10 protein-coding genes are annotated in these 14289 nt (G+C 65.2%); 7 read left to right on the plus strand and 3 right to left on the minus strand.

What is annotated here, in order from left to right; translation table 11 throughout:
• The first annotated feature begins 116 nt into the window (after window positions 1-116).
• The 4 genes from ACZ61E_RS25795 to ACZ61E_RS25810 all read left to right on the plus strand — a co-directional run bounded on the left by ACZ61E_RS25795 (window position 117) and on the right by ACZ61E_RS25810 (window position 6829).
• On the plus strand, window positions 117-893 hold the full coding sequence (locus ACZ61E_RS25795; protein ID WP_469702245.1) for a 2OG-Fe dioxygenase family protein: 777 nt from the start codon (window positions 117-119) through the stop codon (window positions 891-893).
• 727 nt (window positions 894-1620) lie between these two features.
• Complete coding sequence (locus tag ACZ61E_RS25800) at window positions 1621-4827, plus strand: TIR domain-containing protein (protein WP_469702246.1); 3207 nt, start codon at window positions 1621-1623, stop codon at window positions 4825-4827.
• On the plus strand, window positions 4824-5750 hold the full coding sequence (locus tag ACZ61E_RS25805; protein WP_469702247.1) for a 2-hydroxyacid dehydrogenase: 927 nt from the start codon (window positions 4824-4826) through the stop codon (window positions 5748-5750). Before ACZ61E_RS25800 ends, ACZ61E_RS25805 begins: the two co-directional genes overlap by 4 nt.
• Window positions 5751-5764: 14 nt before the next feature.
• Window positions 5765-6829 (plus strand): pyridoxal phosphate-dependent aminotransferase, encoded by a 1065-nt coding sequence (locus tag ACZ61E_RS25810; protein WP_469702248.1) that lies wholly within the window; start codon window positions 5765-5767, stop codon window positions 6827-6829.
• Window positions 6830-6858: 29 nt separating this feature from the next.
• Here the strand turns inward: ACZ61E_RS25810 and ACZ61E_RS25815 are convergent, their stop codons facing one another.
• Complete coding sequence (locus ACZ61E_RS25815; protein WP_469702265.1) at window positions 6859-7785, minus strand: DUF4231 domain-containing protein; 927 nt, start codon at window positions 7783-7785, stop codon at window positions 6859-6861.
• 206 nt (window positions 7786-7991) lie between these two features.
• Window positions 7992-8792, minus strand: coding sequence for a CPBP family intramembrane glutamic endopeptidase (locus ACZ61E_RS25820; protein WP_469702249.1), 801 nt, complete (start codon window positions 8790-8792; stop codon window positions 7992-7994).
• A gap of 161 nt (window positions 8793-8953) precedes the next feature.
• On the opposite strand from ACZ61E_RS25820, the gene ACZ61E_RS25825 reads away from it, so the two are divergent.
• Window positions 8954-10711 (plus strand): substrate-binding domain-containing protein, encoded by a 1758-nt coding sequence (locus tag ACZ61E_RS25825; protein ID WP_469702250.1) that lies wholly within the window; start codon window positions 8954-8956, stop codon window positions 10709-10711.
• A 328-nt stretch (window positions 10712-11039) separates the two neighbouring features.
• On the opposite strand, the gene ACZ61E_RS25830 is transcribed toward ACZ61E_RS25825, so the two are convergent.
• Window positions 11040-12572, minus strand: coding sequence for a glutamate-cysteine ligase family protein (locus tag ACZ61E_RS25830; protein ID WP_469702251.1), 1533 nt, complete (start codon window positions 12570-12572; stop codon window positions 11040-11042).
• A gap of 509 nt (window positions 12573-13081) precedes the next feature.
• On the opposite strand from ACZ61E_RS25830, the gene ACZ61E_RS25835 reads away from it, so the two are divergent.
• Window positions 13082-13696 carry a hypothetical protein gene (locus ACZ61E_RS25835; protein ID WP_469702252.1) on the plus strand — a complete coding sequence of 205 codons (615 nt, stop codon included), beginning with the start codon at window positions 13082-13084 and terminating at the stop codon, window positions 13694-13696.
• Between the two features lie 344 nt (window positions 13697-14040).
• Window positions 14041-14247 carry a DUF5999 family protein gene (locus ACZ61E_RS25840; RefSeq protein WP_355187043.1) on the plus strand — a complete coding sequence of 69 codons (207 nt, stop codon included), beginning with the start codon at window positions 14041-14043 and terminating at the stop codon, window positions 14245-14247.
• The last annotated feature ends 42 nt before the right edge of the window (window positions 14248-14289 follow it).

Consider the following 14289-nt stretch of genomic DNA (forward strand, 5'->3'; position numbering starts at 1 on the left):
CCGCACGCGGAACGCCTCGCAGTGAGCCAAGAAGGGTTGACGGACCTTCAGCTTGGGCAAGCCCCGTAAAAGCTAACCGCTCACAGTGAAGCCATGGATCACAAGGGGGCATGAGAGTGATCGCGCACATGGAGCCGTCGCTGCGAAACAACGGTTTCGAACGGTTCTCGCTCTCCAAAGAGTTCGAGCCAGAATTCATCGAAAAATGGTACGGCGATCTGAGGGAAGGCTTTGCCGACCTCCCGCCGGACCCCTACGGCGACCCATTGCTGCACCGCTACCGGAGACACTCGTGCGCGATCCTTCTGCCATGGACCAAGAAATTACACTGGGTGCCAAAGATCAAAGACACATCCGCCGGTGAAGTCACACACTACTTCCAGGGCGGGTACAACCCTGAGCATCGCGGCCAGGACAGGTACTTCCCCGCAATATCCTCAAGGATGGAAACGAATCCTCTGCTCGAGCGGATCGTCCTTTTTGATTTCGCACAGACCTGGTGGGACGAACGGGAACAAAATCTACCCATGCACGTTGGAGTGCACTTCATTAAACTCGCCGTCGAGGGAAGTGATGAATCGGCCGTATCGTCGCCGAATTTTCTACATCAGGACGGCGAGCCTTTCCACTTCGCCCACCTCATCTACAAACGCAACGCGATCGGCGGGACGAACTACGTCGCGGACGCCAGTTGCGCCGGCGAACAGCCGAGCGACGTACCTCCCGAACTGGTGGCGGCGACGTTCAATCTCGAAGACCCACTGGACTCCTACGGCATCCACGACGAACGCGTCAGCCACCATGTCGACCCAATCCGTCGGGGAGATAGGACGTGTCCGGGTGAACGCGCCGTGGTGCTGGTGGACATCACACCCATGGCGAAGACCGTGTGAAGTGAGGAAGTGACACTGGGCACCACTGTTGACCCGCTACAATCGCGCCCACCGTCACCTTCCCGAGGGCGGTTGCGCCTTGTGGCGCCCGCACGCATCACGGGGAGGCAGTCTGGATGTGAGTGCCATGTCAGTCTCGTACCTTTTCAGTACCTATCACGTACCACCAGACGAGTTTGTCGACCGGACGCGAGAGGTCAGCAAACTCCTGAATTTTATCGAGTCCGGTTGCAGAGTATGCACAGTCTACGGACTTGGTGGTGTAGGGAAAAGCGCGTTAGCCTATCGACTCGCCCAGGCGGGAACCAAATCCCCACGCCGGACCATTTGGGCCTCCCTCGCAAATGCGCCATCCGTAGACGAATTGATAAATGGAATACTCTCACTCTTTCCCGACAGAGACGCCCAATCAGAGGGCACGACTGTCGAGCAGCTCATCGCATGCCTGACCACCGAGCCATGCTTCATCGTCCTTGACAATCTGGAAGTACTGCTCGACTCCGAACGATTTTCGACCGAATTCCGCCCGGCGTACGAGGAGTACGGGACGCTGTTACGCTGTCTCGCATCGGAGCCCCATCGCTCTACGGTACTGATCACTTCTCGCGAAAATCCTTCCTTTTTGCGCGAGACAAGCACAACAGTGCGGGCTCTCCACCTCCAGGGCCTCCCCAAGGTACCGGCCAGAACGCTGCTGGCCCGCCGGGGGCTTAGAGGTGATACACGCATGCGCGGAGATTTGGTCAACAAATACGACGGAAATCCGTTGGCGATCCACCTCGCCTCGGATCTCATCCTGGATGTACACGACGGCAGCATCGCCAGGTTCGTCGAGTCCGGAGAGTTCCTGTTCGGAGAACTGGAAGGGCTTTTTCACCAGCACTTCGAACGGCTGACAGAATCCGAACGTATGATCCTCTTTCTCCTCGCGACAGCCAGGAGGCCCCTGACGGTCCGTGAGATCTCCGCAGAACCGCGAGCGGCAGCAGCCTCACCAGCGACGATGTTGCAACGACTGCGGCGCAGATCGCTGATTCAGGAGAGTAACGGCAGCTTCTATCTCCAGTACATGATCCAGGAATTCGTGACCGCCCGGCTGAACCTGGACTGCGTCGAGGAAGTGCACTCCGGCCGACCTCATACACTCAAACGCTTCGCCCTCGTTGACGCCGAGGTACCGGAGCACGTCCGCGAAGCCCAGCGCAGATTCCTCTCGCAGCCGATGATGCAGATGCTCCAGGACCGCCTTGGCTCCGCCACCCAGATCGCGCCCAAACTGCTCGGCCTGCTGGATGCCTCCAGGATCGGGACCGACGCCTACGGGACCTATCTGGCCGCCAACGCGCTGTCGCTCTATCACGTCTGGACCAGCGACCTTTCCAGCATCGACCTGTCGCAACTTGTCTTGCGTCAGCTGGACTTGTCCGGCTTCCGCCTGTCTGAGGCCAGTGCACGCCAGACGGAGTTCTCCGGCTGCCGGTTTCCCGGTGTCTACCACTATGTGTTCGCCCTGGAATTTTCCCCCGAGGGAAGAGTCGCCGCGATCGGGCAGAGTGGTGGCGCCGTCGTCCTGGTCAATGTGCCGGACGGAACCAGGCTGCGCACCCTGCCCTGGGACGCCGACTGGATCAGAGCACTCGCATTCTCGCCGGACGGCAGTCGCCTCGCCTGTGCCGACGAGCGCGGGCGGCTGCGTGTGTGGGATCTGACAACCAACCTGCCCACGGACTTCAGCGGACATGACCGCCAGACTCGCAGTGTCGTCTTCTCTGCCGACGGACGTACGCTCTTCAGCGCCGGCGAGGACAGACGCATCCTCGCCTGGTCCCTGGAGCCGCGAGCCGCTGAACCACGCGTACTGTGCGGGATCGAGGGAGAGATCTGGGGCCTCCACAGTGCTCCCACCTCATCCTTGATCGCCGCTGCTTGCGACGACTCCTGTCTGCGTGTCTGGGACACGAGCACCGACGAGGAAATCACGTTGGAGGGCAGCGAACCTGTAGCGGGCCGGTGCCTCAGATTCTCAGGCGACGGCAGGCACGTTTTCGTCGGCTGCGACGACGGTGCGATCCGGGTGTGGAGCATTGAGAGCCGCCGCCTCGTCGCGAAGTTACTCGGACACACCTCGTCGGTGTGGGCACTCGCTGTCACGAAGAACGCCTCGGGTGAAGTGCTCGTCACCGGCAGTCATGACGAGACCATCCGTGTGTGGAGTATCGCAGACCCCTCGGCGGCTCGGTGCGAACGCGTCATCAGCAGCCTCGACGGCCCGGTCTGGCCCGTCGCGGCCGACAACGACGGGCATTACTTCGCCTCCGTCGGTCGGAACTCCACCATTCGGTTCTGGGACACGGCCAACGCCGAGTGTCTCGAGGTGCTTTCTGGCAGCTCGGGAACGGTACTGGGCGTAGCATCCTCGTCGGATGGGCGCCTGATCGCCACGGGGGGCCACGATCAGCTCGTCCGCATCTGGGACCCCGAAACCGGTGGCTGCGTCTCGGAGTTGCGCGGCCATACCGCCGGCATCCGCGCCGTCGCGTTCCACCCGGAGGGTAATTTACTCGCAACGGCAGGCGAGGACTGGGACGTCCACCTGTGGGACCTGCAAGCCAACCAGCTTTCCGCAGTTCTCACAGGATCGCGCAACTGGTTGTGGACTGTCGCCTTCGAGCCCAACGGCCACAGCGTCGCAGCCGCGGGCGCTGACGCGGTGATCAGAATCTGGGACATTCAAGGGCGGGGTGGCGCTCACAGTCTTACTGGTCACGAAGCCCGAGTGCGGGCGGTCCAGTACACCCCCGACGGTCAGCGCATGGTCTCGGTCGGCGAAGACGGGCAGACGAGACTGTGGGAGATCCCCAGCGGCGAATCGCACTTGCTCGGCAGCATGGAAGGCCACGTCACCAGTGTCTGTGTCCTCAGCGACAAGCGGTGCGTCACAGGCGGTAGTGACGGATTGCTACGGCTGTGGGATCTGGAATCAGGGACACTGCACGCCCAGAGCCGAGGCCACGACGGCGCTGTCCTCTCGTTGTTGGCATCGCCACACGCGGACGTGTTCCTGAGCGCCGGACAGGACGGGTACCTCCGTACCTGGCGACCGAACGGACTACAGCTGCAAGGTGTTTCCAGCACGCCCAGTGGCACCATCCGCTCGATCGCATGGCACACCGACGCCACGCGGGTCGCCGCCGTAGGAAGCGACGAGGCGATCCGTCACTACACTTTTCCGGACCTTGACGAGACCGAAGCCATGCGGGTGGACAGGCAGTTCGAGGGCTTCGACATCACCGGCTGCCGCGGCATCACCCCCGCCGAGCTGAGTTCGCTGAAAGCCCTGGGTGCGATCGAGTCTTCTTCGCCGAATCCTCCTACGCCACGACAGCGAACGGCTGGCGCCTCCCCTCGGTCGGAACGCCGACCGCCGATTTTTCCCTCCTCCGCCCGGCGCGCCAAGATGTTCATCTCCTATTCTCATCGCGACGACGAGCTCAGATTGCAGCTTGAAAAGCATCTCAGCTTTCTTCGCTGGCGGGGGCTACTGGATTCCTGGTCCGACAGGAAGATCCGGCCGGGAGACGAGTGGAGCGGTGCGATTGATGAAAATCTGGAGTCAGCGGACATCATCCTGCTACTCATCAGCGCCGATTTCTTGGCTTCAGAATACTGCAGGGACATCGAGATGCGTCGGGCTATGGAACGTCACACCGACGGGACAGCGCGGGTAGTTCCGGTGGTACTCAGGGCTTGCGACTGGAACGGGTTCCCATTCGGCTCACTTCAGGCGTTGCCCCGCGACGGCAGACCGGTCACAGCGTGGCCGAACCCTGACGCAGCCTTCACCGACATCGCCATATGGCTGCGCGTGACTCTAGAGAACATTGCCCACTCGCCCCTCGACGGTGGGACGACCACGGAACGGAATCTATCGTGACCTTCCCCTTCTCAACCTCACAGGCAGCCCCAAGGACCCTGTTCCTGATCACCCCGGGGGATGTGCCTGACAGCCTGCGACCACGGCTGGAATCCATGGTGCGTGCCGTGTGGCGGCCGAGTGGCGACATCACCGCGGACGACGTCGAGATCCTGGTCACGGCAAACCGCGACTTGAGCGCGAAAGTACTGGAAAAGATGCCGGAACTGCGCCTGATTATCGCAACAGGCACTGCTTACGACTACGTGGACATCTCCTATTGCGAGGCGAACGGTATCGCAGTCTGTAATACGCCCGGCTATACAGGTTCCTCAGTAGCCGAACACGCCGTCGCGCTCTATCTCTCGGCAAATCGCCGGATCACAACCCTCGATCAGGCACTACGCACGGGCTCGGAGACCTCAGAGCACCTCGGTCTCGAACTCGAAGGAAAGATCGCTGGTGTCATCGGGGCTGGTGACATCGGGAAGAGAATCTGCTCCATTGCCAATGGTTTCGGGATGCGAGTTCAGTTCGCTAGCCGAACCACCAAGACAGTGGAGGGAGCGGTCCAGGTCGGGCTGGAAGAGCTACTTTCTGCGGCTGACGTCGTCTTTCTCTGCCTTCCGCTGACTCAGGCGAGCCACCATTTGCTCGACCAGCACGCATTCGCTCTCATGAAGCAGACGGCCTATGTCGTGAACATCTCCTCGGACGAACTGATCGACCCCCAGGCGCTGGGTACCGCACTGCGGGAGGGAAAAATCGCTGGGGCAGGGCTTGACGTCATCGGCTCGGCCGAGACGTACACCGACCTGCCGAACACGGTGATGACGCCGGCTCGCGGCTGGTACACCGCCGAAAGCGTGCACAGGCGTGCGGAGACATGGATCAACACGATCGAAAGTGCACTGACAGGCGAGCCAACCCATCAGGTTGTATAACAGGAAGGTTGGGAGTGATCATTTCCCCCACCGAGATATTACGCCTACACCGTGAGTTGGATAGAAAATCTCGAACGGAAACGAGCGGGCGATTCCTTTCGGGTTGGCAGACGACCCACCCTTACGTGCACCAGTACCTCAACGGCACACGCGGAGTCCCGCAAGATCTTGGCTCACTGGACTCCTACAGCTTCTTATCAGACTCCATACCGTTGGCCGCTGCGATTTCAGATTTCCACGCCACGGCGGACGGTGTGGTATATGGCAAGGATTCCATCTATGTATCAAGCGGCTCGAGCCCACTTCTCCTCGGATTCTTTCTCGCGCTACGAGAAATGGGCGTCCAGGATGTAATCCATGTGCCGCCCGTGTACTACTCGTGCCACTATTTTTGCGCATCCCTCGGGTTAGCAATGCACCAGGCCAGTTCAGATCTACTGCACAGCGAGAAAGCCGAACTCCGACTGCCTGAAAGGAAAACAGCTCTCGTCCTCAGCGATCCGATCTGGGTCTTCGGCACCACCGTGCACGAGCGACAGATCGAGAGAATCGCCAGATGGCAACGTCGCACAGGATCACTGGTGTTGGTTGACGGCACCTTTCAGTACATGCGCTGGGACAGGTCTTCACGTGCGGAACAGACGTCTCGACTCGAAAGAGATCTCACGTTTCGAATTGTATGCCCAACAAAGAGCCTCGCAGTACACGGGACGCGTTTCGCGTATCTCCTCCTCCCACCCGAATTCCAGGAGGAAATTCGCTACGCTTGCGCAAACATAACCGGCGCAACCGGCGCGGCCAACGAGCATTTCGCTACGCAGATCATGCAAGTGCTCGACTCGGAGAAGTCGAACGAGGAACTGGTGCTACACATAAGTAGGGAGAGGGAACGTCTCCTCACCGAAGGGGTGATACTGGCCGAAGCCGCTTCACCCGACGCGGGTTATTACACCTTTGCCGTTCTGAACGACGCGTTCATGAAAGGCGCCATCGTGATGGACCAGCGGTTCTTCGGTCTCAAAGGATTTGACCAGCACGTGCGGGTAAACCTGCTTTATCCCGATTGGCCGAAGGCATAACGCCAAGGAAAGACCCGAGGTGCAGGCCCTCATCCGCTTCTCGATGCCTGCCACATCGTGTGCTCGCGGCTGATGGCCTCCTCCGCGTCGCTGACAGCGCGTGCCCAGGACTGCTCAGACTGTGGCAGGTCAAGTCGGATACGAACGAGTGCGAGTTCGTGAGCTGTCACTGTGTAGGCCCGACTCAAGGTGGTGTGCTGACGCGTCTCGAGCCATGCCGCGGCTGCGGCCACTACTGTGGCGGCCAGCCCCACCATATCCAGGCTGATGGCGCCCACGGCACGAAGGGTGGCTAAGACCAGCCCCGCTGCTTCGCCGAACAGCATCGTGAGCCGCCAGGCGGTCGCCCTGCGCCGGTGGTAACGCGCCTTGGCCGAGTACCAGGCGTACTGACCGAGCAGCCTGCCCTCCGCATAGGCGCGCTGACGCTCACTGAGTGGTGCCGAGCGCAGGGTGCGCATGCGTTCGCTGATCTGAACCGCCCCTTCCGGGACGAGTTCCATTCGCGTGCGGATCGTGGTCAGTAGCACCTCCAACCGTGATGCGAGCATCACGTCGGCTTCCGAGTCGCTCCCACCTGTGCCGCTGATCTGGAAGGGGGCACCACCGACCGCGTACTTCCATGCGAGAGTCTTGGCCGACTCTGCAAGCGCCCGACCGTCGTACCAAGCTCGTTCGGGAACGGTTTGAATTAGAGTGAGTTCGGTGATCAGAGCGCCGCACAGCGCGACTGCCGCCGCCAAGGCCGTCCAGTTCAGACGGCTTCCCCCCGAGTGGTACGAAACCAGCGAAGCCGCCGCTACGGCGAGTAGGAGGCCAAGACGTATTCGTGTACCCCGCAGATAGCTACGCTGTCCCAACAGCGACTCCCTGTCTGCGGCGTGAAACACGCCTGGTAAGTCACTGTGCCTCAGTCCAACGTGCGGCTCGCCGCTCACTTCTTGCCCCCTGTTCACGGCTGGCTTCCCAGCCTGCCCGAAGCGAAAGAGTACCGGGACCCATCCGGTCAGGTGGGCCGACATCGGTCTCCTGCGGGGATTGGCCATATGTCACTCCGGGGCCCCGATCAAGGCTTTTCCCGTCGATGATCATCAAGACCGGCATGGAAGCAGATCACCGTCCCCTCCCCCGTGAAGCATTCGCTGCTGCCGGCGCCCGCCCGCTACGGCGTCGGCAGCCAGTCCACGTGCCCGGCCAGCAGCGCGTATCCGACGAAGGCCACGATGTCGAGCAGCGCGTGTGCCACGACCAGCGGGCCGACCCGCCCCCAGCGCCGGTAGGCCAGGACGAACACCACGCCCATGACCATGTTCCCGATGAAGCCGCCGATGCCCTGGTACAGGTGGTAGGAACCGCGCAGCAGCGAACTCGCCACCAGTGAGGCCGTCGGCGTCCATCCCAACTGATCGAGTCTGCGCAGCAGGTACCCGACGACGATGACCTCTTCGAGTACGGAGTTCTGCACGGCGGAGAGGATCAGCACCGGGAACTTCCACCACACCTCGGGCAGCGATTCCGGCACCACCGTGAGGTTGAACCCGGCCGCGCGCGAGGCGATGTAGAAGGCGAGCCCGGCGCTTCCGATACCGGCGGCGACCAGCGTGCCACGGCCGAGATCGAACCATGGCCGGAGTCGGTCGAACCCCATGGCGCGCAGTCCGCTGCTCTCTCGGAGCAACAGGTGCGCCACCAGTACCACAGGCACCAACGAGCTGGCGATGCCGAACAGTTGCCAGGCGAGATCGAGCCATGGGCGTCCCGGCGCGTGCGAACCGTTGAGCGTGGCCGCCTGATCGCTCAGGCCTCCGGGCTTGGTGACCGATCCGACAAAGCTGATCAGCGCCGAAACGCCGCTGGCTCCCAGCGACAGCGCCAGGACGATCAGCACCTCGGAGCGCAGCATCTTGCGCGAAAGGTCTTCTTGGGGAAGGAAATCGGCCACGCGGCCCGCCTCCGACTGCACAGCTGCCTCCAGTTGACTATTCGCGCCGCACGCCCCTTCCCGTGCCGCTAGTGTCTCGAATGCGGGTACGAAGATCGCGCTACACGTCGGGGGACGGGCGTTTCTCAGCGGGCCGAGGTCCCCCATTTTCCTTGTTCAGGTCAAGGAGGGGCACCACCGCCATGGAACGTCACAGCTTGCCCGACGAAGAAGCGACGGACAGCACCAGGGGCCGTCGCCCGCGCCGTCGCACCGTACTGATCGCCACGGCTCTCGTGCTGAGCGTGGCCGCGGGAACGGGCGTCGCGGCGCAGAGCGGTCTGCTGTCCTTCGCCGACGGCTGTTCGGGCTCCGCCGTACGGATCGACCTGGCGGCCTCGCCGGACATCGCCCCCGCCGTGCGGGCCGTCGCCGACGACGCCCGCAGGAAGCACGTCACCTCCGCCGGCCGCTGCGTCGACGTCCGGGTCGACGCCCGCGAGAACTACGAGATCGCCGACGGTCTCGCCACCGGCACCAGCGCCCCGGACTACGAGGTCTGGCTGCCCGACTCCGACGTCTGGGTCGAACGCGCCCTGGACGCGGGCGACGGCGTCACGCTGACGCCCGCGGGCAACGCGGCGACCACACCGGTGACCCTGGCGGCGGTCCCCTCCGCCGGCACGAAGCTCGGCTGGCCCGAGAAGACGTACACCTGGGCGCAGTTGACCGCCGCCACCGGAAAGGACGCGCTGCGGTTCGGCGCGGCCGATCCGGCGCGCAGCGCCACCGGGCTGCTCGCGTTCAGCAGCGTGGTCGGGTCGACGCGCGACGAGGACCCGGACAGCGACAGCCGGATCGCCGCCACCGCCGAGGCGCTGGCGGGGCGGGTGTCCGATTCGGACGGCCAGGTGGTCCGTTCCCTGGTGCGCGGCCGGTCGGGCGACGCGCGGGGCAACGAGGCGGTGTTCCTCTCCGAACAGGCCGCGTTCGTCCACAACTCCGCCGACGATGGCGGCCCCGATCTCCAGCTGTTCTATCCGACGGACGCGGCCCCGGTCCTCAACTACCCGCTGAACCTGGTCAACGAGCCGGACCTGACCGCGGAGAAGAGCCGCGCCGCCATGCGGTTCATCTCCCTCCTCAGCGAGGACGGGCCCCAGCGGACGATGGCGGAGTACGGGTTCCGCACGGGCCACTCCGTCGTACCCGGGGGCGTGGTCCGCACGGCGGGCGGCCGGGCGCCCCAGCCGTACGCACTGACGAAGGCCCAGCCCCCGGCGACGGACATGGTCGACGAGTCGCTCGGCATGTGGACGGTCACCGTGCAGGACGCGCGGCTGACCGTGGTCGTGGACACCTCCGACGCGATGGCCGGGACCGTACCGGGGAGTGACGGCGAGTCCCGGATGGACGTCACGAAGACCTCGATGCTCCAGACGCTGGCCCAGTTCACGCCGGCGGACGAGGTGGGCCTGTGGAACTTCGCGGCGGGCCTGGACGGCGCGAAGGACTTCCGCAAGCTGGCGGAGACCGCGCCACTCGGCGAACGCGCCAAGGACGGCGCCACGCACCGTGAGAGCCTCTCGGACGCCGTCTCGGCGCTGGCGCCCGTGTCGTCGGGGTCGGCGACGGGCATGTACGACACGACGCTGGCGGCCTTCAAGGAGGCCCAGTCGTCGTACGTGAGCGGCAAGTGCAACGCGGTCATCATCCTCACCGGCGGCCGGGACACGGACACCGCGGCCCGCACGGCCCTGATGGACGAGCTCCGCAAACTGGGCGACCCCCGGCGCCCGGTCCCCCTGATCGCGATCGCGGTGGGCCCGGAGGCGGACCGCGAGGAGATGGACGAGGTCGCCGGAATCACCGGCGGCGCGGGTTACGAGGTGAGCGACCCGTCCGAGATCCAGGCGGTGATGATCGAAGCGATCATGTCGGTGGGCGGCACCAAACGCTAGGGAGTGTGCGCGAGGAGCGCCGTTCGCCCGCGGGGCGGTGCCCGAGGTGTCCGGCGCGGTGCGTCGCGAGGCGGAGGACCCGGCCTCGTACCGGGCGTACTGGGACGGCTTACGACAACACGCGGCGGGACCTCCCGCGCCCCCTCCGGAGCCACGGGGGAGAAGTCCCGCGCCGGGCGCCTGCGGGCAGGGCGGGGCTCCGCGGCCACGCCCCGGGCCGTGTCCGGGCGGGCGGGCACGGGGGCGAGGGGTACGGCGGCCGCGTCCAGCGCGCGGCGGAGGCCGCCCCGCCGCGCGGCCGGGCCGGGGCCACGGGGCCCAGTCCCCGTCAGGCCGACAGGTCCGGCATACGGGAGGGGGCCGGGAAGCCCACCGGCCAGGTGTGGACCGGGTCTCCCTGGTGCATGAGTTCGGCGTAGCGCCGCGTGGTCGCGGCGAGGGCGGCCTCGCGGCGGAGGCCGGCCTCCCGGGCCCGGTGGTAGGTGTCCACCTGCCATGAGGCACCGTTCACGCGCCGCTCGCAGCGTCCCTCGATGACCCCGAGGTAGAAGTCGCGGTCGGCCGGTTCCACGTTCCACGCGTCGAGCCCGGCCGCGGCGAGCGGCAGCAGCTCGTCGCGGACCAGCCGGACCGCCGAGATCTCGGCGACATCGCTGCCGCCCCGGCCGCCGCGCGGCCACCGCAGCCGGGCCTCGATGCCGTCGCGGCACGCGGTCTCGAAGTTCCGCTCGGCGGCGGCGAACGGCAGCCGGGTCCACACGGGCCTCTCGTCCTCGGCGAGCGCGCGCACCAGACCGTAGTAGAAGGCGGCGTTCGCGACGACGTCCGTGACGGTCGGCCCGGCGGGCAGGACGCGGTTCTCGACCCGCAGGTGCGGAAGGCCGTCCGCGACGTCGTACACGGGCCTGTTCCACCGGTACACCGTGCCGTTGTGCAGCACCAGCTCCGCGAGGCGCGGCGTACCGCCCTCGTCCAGGACCTGGAGCGGGTCCTCCTCGTCGCTCATCGGCAGCAGTGGCGGGAAGTAGCGCAGGTTCTCCTCGAAGAGGTCGTACGCGGAGTCGATCCAGCGCTCGCCGAACCAGGTCCGCGGCCGGACGCCCTGCGCCTGGAGCTCCGGCGGCCGGGTGTCCGTCGCCTGGAGGAACAGCGGTGGCCGCGACTCGCGCCACAGCTCCTTCCCGAAGAGAAATGGCGCGTTGGCACCGACCGCGATCTGCACGGCGGCCACGCACTGCGCCGCGTTCCACACGTCGGCGAAGCGGTCCGGGGTGACCTGGAGATGCAGCTGCACCGACGTACAGGCGGCTTCGGGCGCGATCGAGGGTGAACTGCACGTGAGCCGTTCCACCCCGTCGATGTCGAGCGCGAAATCCTCGCCGCGCGCGGCGACCATCTGGTCGTTGAGAAGTGTGTAGCGGTCCGCGTCCGAGAGGTTCGTCGAGGCCACGTCATCGAAGGAAAGTGTCGGAAGAATGCCGATCATCACGATCCCCGCGTCGACCTCATTCGCTTTGCGATGGGCATATCCGAGCCCCGTGCGCAGTTCTTCGGCAAGCTGATCGAGAACACGTCCGCCGATTCTGTGCGGAGCGATGTTCACTTCCAGATTGAACATTCCGAGTTCCGTCTGGAAATCACGACTGGCGATCCTCTCAAGCACTTCCGCATTCATCATGCGCGGCATCCCGTCGGAACCGGCGAGATTCAGCTCGATCTCAAGGCCCATCAGATTCCGGGGCCTGTCGAAGCGCTTCTCCCCCAGCAGCCGCCCCAGCACCGCGAGGCACTGCTGGAGCTTCGCCCGGTATTTCTGCCGATCGGACAGGCTGGTACCGCCCGATTCGACCTTCTCCCCCATCGGAGGGTTCCTCCTTCACGTCGGCGTCCCGGCCGCCCCGGGCATCGCTTCACGATCGATAGTGCCCAGACTGAGTGATCCATAACGTCCCGTTCGCGCGCCGCGCCGGGTAGAGTGGACAGAACGGCCTCGCGGCACATTCCTTGGGCATGGGCAGTGAGCAATTTCACTGCCCGGTTCGGCGGCAGAAAACGCGAACGGGTTTCGGCCTACCGTTCCGGTCGAACAACCCCAGGCCACGAGCCTGCGTTCACCGTTCATCTCACGGTTCATCGACGACGATTCCGAGTGAGATGGTCCGGATATGCCCTTGTGCGCAATACGGGCGACAGCTAGCAGAAACATTCTGTGAACACGCATCGTATAAAGTGTGTGGGAACGAGGCAGAGAGTCGGAGCCCGGCCACGTCTTGGGCCCTCCTCTGACCACGTGCGCCGACAGCGACGTCCGCACCCGCACCCCGCATCACCGACGCTTGACTGTGCCTACTGAGCGAGAGGCAACCCATCATGCCGCTGCATGTCCCCCTGGCTCCAGCGCCCGCCCTGCGCAGCGTCCTCGCGGCCCTCGGTTCTCCCACCGCCGTACGCGAGGCCCGTACACCCGCTCTCCGGTCCGTCCAGGGACCGCTGAGCCCCGAACTGCCCCTTCCGGTACACGTACTGGAACAGATCGCGCCCAGCAGTGACGCGCCCCAGACCCGGCTGGCCGGGTGGCGCTTCCTGATTCACAGCGGCGATCGCGCCGTCGCGGCGGCCGACACGATGCTCACCCCGGACGGCTGGGCGTTCTCGCGCTTCTTCGAGGGCCCCTACATCTCCGCCACCCAACGGGCGCTCCGCCAGGCCGAGACGCTGAACTCCCCGTACCAGCCGCGGCTGCTCTCGGTCCCCGGGCTCTACATGCTCACTCTGTGGCTGCACCAGGACCTCGAGGCGGACGGCTCGGTCGGCGCTCCGGCACCCGCGGATCTGCTGATCCCGCTCGCGCCGGCCCCTCCGGGCATCGTGGCCCACCGGCCGCACCGTGTCGCCGACCTGCTCCCGATGATGGGCCTGCGCCTGACCTCGGAGCTCCCGGCGGCCCCGGCCCCGTCGGCCCCGCTGCTGAGCGCCCCCGCCTGAGCGGTGCCGGTGGTCCGTCGCCGGAACGCCGGTGCCGGGAGGTCTGCGGACCGCCCCGGCGCATCTAGAATGCCCCGTGACCCCCAGCGGTCACGGGGCTTTCTGTTTGCCCGTCCGGACTAGTCCCGATGGGTCACCCCGAACCACCCGAAGGGACGCCCCAGTTGGGCTGAACCGTCCGGGCGGGTGACACGTCCTTAAGCAGAGACAAGCGCTGCCGCGAAATCCCTGCGGAACGACGCCCGTGGGGCAACACTGGGGTACGGACCAATAGAAACCGGGGGGCGGCCATGAATACATCGAGCCGCAGGACAGTCACCACGACGCAGCGAAAGAAACCGCCCATGTGCCAGCACCAGCCAGCCTGCCCGACAGCCGAATCCGCCGACCGGGAAGCCGCGCGTCTCGCGGCCCACCACCCGGAACAGGGCTGGAGCCTGCTGTGCAACGGCGTTCTTCTCTTCGAGGACACCGGTGAGCTGCTGCCCGACGGTCAGATCATCGCGCCGCACCGGCCGTCCGGCAGCGGACAGGTGATGACGGCGGCCTGACGCCGTCCGTAACGAATGGGGCCGGCCGGAGAGTCCACTCCG

It is taken from the genome of Streptomyces sp. NPDC104581 (assembly GCF_055583685.1).

Excerpts from the sequence above, each read along its gene's own strand:
- ACZ61E_RS25800 (WP_469702246.1), top strand. The coding sequence starts at position 1,621 with ATGCGCGGAGATTTGGTCAACAAATACGACGGAAATCCGTTGGCGATC.
- ACZ61E_RS25825 (WP_469702250.1), top strand. The coding sequence starts at position 8,954 with ATGGAACGTCACAGCTTGCCCGACGAAGAAGCGACGGACAGCACCAGG.
- ACZ61E_RS25830 (WP_469702251.1), bottom strand. The coding sequence starts at position 12,572 with ATGGGGGAGAAGGTCGAATCGGGCGGTACCAGCCTGTCCGATCGGCAG.
- ACZ61E_RS25835 (WP_469702252.1), top strand. The coding sequence starts at position 13,082 with ATGCCGCTGCATGTCCCCCTGGCTCCAGCGCCCGCCCTGCGCAGCGTC.
- ACZ61E_RS25840 (WP_355187043.1), top strand. The coding sequence starts at position 14,041 with ATGTGCCAGCACCAGCCAGCCTGCCCGACAGCCGAATCCGCCGACCGG.